The following is a 3,351-nucleotide window of genomic DNA, read 5'->3' on the forward strand; positions in this document are numbered from 1 at the left end:
TCGCATGCGCGTCGGCTGCGGCTCGGCGACCATCGGCATGTTCGCCACGCAATGGCGCGGCCTTGTCGACGAGGTGGTGGTGGTCGACGACCACATCACCGGCGTCGTTTCCGAGCATCAGGCCGGCAAGGTGCTGGGCTGGCAGGACACAGGGATAAAGATCATCGGCCGCCGTTCGACGCCGGGCCGCTATTTCAAGGTGTCCGAGCCAGGCCTCGGCTGGGGCGGCACCAGCATTTCAGACCCGCTGTCGATCCTTGGCGAGTGGAACGCCAAGAAGGGTGCGCGGCCGGGCCTGTCGCTGCTGATGGTTTCGACCACCGGCGAGCAATTCGCCTATTACGAGCTCGACGACGAGTTGAAGCCGGTGCAAAAACCGTTTCCGGAACGGCTGCAAAAATCGGTCGGCCTGATCGAGGACAATTGCGAGCCGGCTTTGTGCACGGTGCTGTTCATCGGCGGCGCCGGCGGTTCGCTGCGCGCCGGCGTCACCGAAAACCCGGTCAATCTCACCCGCTCGGTTCAGGGCCTGACCACCTATGTCACGGTCGGCGGTGCGCCGGTCTATGTCTGGCCGGGCGGCGGCATCACCCTGATGGTCGATGTCACACGGGTGCCGGAAGGCGCCTTCGGCTATGTGCCTACACCGGCGCTGGTGGCGCCGATCGAATTCACGCTGCGCCGCGACGACTATGTCAGGCTCGGCGGGTACGAGGCCGAGATCCGCAGCGTCGAGGATATTGTCGCAAAAGGCGGTGAGTACCTGAATCCGCGCCGCGGCACAGGCGCCGAAACCAACAATCCATGGCCGCCACTCGCGCAGCTACGTCGTGCCGGCTCGAACGGGGCCGGGTGATGCAAGGCCCGCAAGCCCATTGGCTGCAGGACGGCAAGCGGCTGCATCTCAACCACGGGCCGATCGACCTGATCGTCGAGGTTTTTGGTGAGGCGGATGAATGCCGCCGAGCCTATGAACAGGCCATAGCGCGGTTCCAGACGATCCTGGTGGAGCTGGTCGAGGAACTCCCCGAATTGCGGCTGCCGGCGTTTTTCCTGGCGCCGCGCACCTTCGCCGGCCCGACGGCGCGCCGCATGGAGGCAGCCGTCATGCCCCTGGCGGAATGCTTTATAACTCCGATGGCGGCCGTCGCGGGATCGGTAGCCGACGAAATGCTCGCCGCATTGCTTGCCGGTCGCAAGATCGAGCGCGCCTATGTCAACAATGGCGGCGACTGCGCGCTCCATATCGGCAAGGGCCAGTCGATGGGTCTGGCGGTTGCCGGTACCGGCAACGGCATGACCGACCGGATCACGATCCGCGCGGAAGATGGCGTTCGCGGCGTCGCCACCAGCGGTTGGCGTGGCCGCTCCTTCTCGCTTGGCATTGCCGACGCCGTCACCGTTCTGGCGCGGACCGGCGCCGAAGCCGATGCGGCGGCGACGCTCATCGCCAACGCGGTGGACCTGCCCGGCAATCCCGCCATCAAGCGCATTTCCGCACACGAACTGTCGCCCGACAGCGATCTCGGCTCGCGGCTGGTGACGCAAGGCGTCGGCACGCTTGCCCTTGGCGAAGTGGCGCGCGCGCTGGACAATGGCCTTGCCGTCGCCGAAGATTTTCGCCGGCGGGGGCTTATTGCCGGGTCGGCGCTGTTTCTCGGCGGCGAGATCCGCATCAGTGGCTCGGTTGCGCTTGCCGCGCCCAACGAAACTTCGAGGGAGGAAGTTGCCCATGCCTGAGTTTCCGATCCGCAAGATCGCGGTTCTGACCGAAGAGATCTTTCACGAGGGCGGGCCGGTGGCCAAGGTGCCGCGCCGCCGTGCCGCCGCCATGGCGCTGGTAAAGAACCCGTTCGCCGGGCGCTATGTCGAGGAGCTGCAGAGCGCCATGGACGATCTCAAGCCGCTCGGCCTGCTGCTCGCCGACCGGCTGATCGCGGCGCTCGGCGGCGACGTCAAGCAGATCGACGGCTACGGCAAAGGCGCCATTGTCGGCACCGCAGGTGAGCTGGAACACGGCGCCCTCTGGCATGTGCCCGGCGGCTACGCCATGCGCGAGCGGCTCGGCGACGCCAAGGCGATCGTGCCGTCGGCCAAGAAGGTCGGCGCTTTCGGTTCGAAGCTCGACGTGCCGCTCGGCCACATCAACGCCGCCTATGTGCGCAGCCATTTCGACGCCATGGAAGTCGGCATGTCCGATGGTCCGTGCCCCGACGAGATCCTGTTCTGCCTCGCCATGACTTGTGGCCCGCGCATCCACGATCGCATGGGTGGTCTCGCGGCCGATGACATCAAAGCCTGGGATGGGCTGCGGTGAGCGGCGAGGACAATCTGCTCAAGCTGGTCGAGGTCGAGGCGCCGGACGACCAGGATTACCTCCTGCAGGAGCAGGTCGGCTTCATCCTGCGCAAGGCGCATCAGCGCCATGTCGCGATCTTTGCCGCGCATATCGGCGATCTGACGCCGCCGCAATTCGCGGCGTTGGCCAAGCTGCGTGACGTCGGCGAGACCTCGCAGAACCAGCTCGGCACGCTGATCGCGATGGATGCGGCGACGGTGAAGGGCGTCATCGACCGGCTGAAGGCGCGCGGCCTGGTCGAGCTTTCCAGGCACGAGGTCGACAAAAGACGGCTGCTGGTCAATCTGACCGCGGCAGGCCGCGATGCCATCGAGCGCCTGATCCCGCTGGCGCGCGAGATCACAAAGGAGACGCTGGCGCCGCTCTCGGCCAAGGAGATCACCACCTTCATGAAGCTGCTGGTGAAGCTGGCTTAGACCCGCCGGGCGCCAAAGGAGGCACCCGGCAGGAAGTTTGCCTCAGAGGCCGTTGTCCTTCAGCACCTGGGCGGCGTTTTCCTTGGTGATCTTCTCGGTTGGCAGGGTAATGGTCTTTTCGACTTTCTCGCCGTTGAGGAACTTGATCGCCTGGCGCAGGCCTTCGGCACCGGGAGTGACATAGGTGAAGGTCGCCGTCAGCTCGCCCTTGTTCACCATCTGCACGCCTTCATTGGGCAGGCCGTCGATGCCGATGAACTTGATGTCCTTCTCGCGGCCGACATCCTTGGCGGCGAGATAGGCGCCATAGGCCATCGGGTCGTTGTGCCCGTAGACGAGATCGATCTTCTCGTTGCTCTTCAGCGCGTTGGCCATCAGATTGTAGGCCTGGTCCTGCTTCCAGTCGCCCGATTGCTGGTCGAGCAGATATTTGATGCCCGGCTCCTTGTCGGTGAATTCGTGAAAGCCGTCATGGCGGTCATGCGCCGGCTGGGTGCCCATGCCGCCCCAGATCTCGACGACATTGCCTGCAGCCTTGCCCTTGCCGCCCAGCAGTTCGACGGCATATTCGCCGGC

General features: G+C 65.3%; 4 protein-coding genes and 1 pseudogene. 4 read left to right on the forward strand and 1 reads right to left on the reverse strand.

What is annotated here, in order from left to right:
• The 4 genes and pseudogenes from ENZ75_RS25890 to ENZ75_RS25905 form a co-directional block, all read left to right on the forward strand.
• Positions 1-856, forward strand: a pseudogene (locus ENZ75_RS25890) (6-hydroxynicotinate reductase); the annotation flags it as partial.
• Complete coding sequence (locus ENZ75_RS25895) at positions 856-1,740, forward strand: thiamine biosynthesis protein ApbE (protein ID WP_063169734.1); 885 nt, start codon at positions 856-858, stop codon at positions 1,738-1,740. The pseudogene ENZ75_RS25890 and the gene ENZ75_RS25895, both read left to right, overlap by 1 nt.
• The gene (locus tag ENZ75_RS25900; protein WP_013528453.1) at positions 1,733-2,317 is read left to right on the forward strand and encodes an amino acid synthesis family protein; all 585 of its coding nucleotides are present in this window, start codon (positions 1,733-1,735) and stop codon (positions 2,315-2,317) included. Before ENZ75_RS25895 ends, ENZ75_RS25900 begins: the two co-directional genes overlap by 8 nt.
• Positions 2,314-2,775 (forward strand): MarR family transcriptional regulator, encoded by a 462-nt coding sequence (locus tag ENZ75_RS25905; protein WP_063169733.1) that lies wholly within the window; start codon positions 2,314-2,316, stop codon positions 2,773-2,775. Before ENZ75_RS25900 ends, ENZ75_RS25905 begins: the two co-directional genes overlap by 4 nt.
• 42 nt (positions 2,776-2,817) lie before the next feature.
• Here the strand turns inward: ENZ75_RS25905 and ENZ75_RS25910 are convergent.
• Positions 2,818-3,351: substrate-binding domain-containing protein (locus ENZ75_RS25910; protein WP_164888001.1), on the reverse strand; the 534-nt coding region annotated here is incomplete at its 5' end.

This window comes from Mesorhizobium sp. M7A.F.Ca.CA.002.04.1.1 (assembly GCF_004022805.1).
Lineage (GTDB): Bacteria > Pseudomonadota > Alphaproteobacteria > Rhizobiales > Rhizobiaceae > Mesorhizobium > Mesorhizobium ciceri.

What these genes read in the sequence shown, in the direction of transcription:
- ENZ75_RS25895 (WP_063169734.1), top strand. Translation starts at nt 856, where the DNA reads ATGCAAGGCCCGCAAGCCCATTGGCTGCAGGACGGCAAGCGGCTGCAT.
- ENZ75_RS25900 (WP_013528453.1), top strand. Translation starts at nt 1,733, where the DNA reads ATGCCTGAGTTTCCGATCCGCAAGATCGCGGTTCTGACCGAAGAGATC.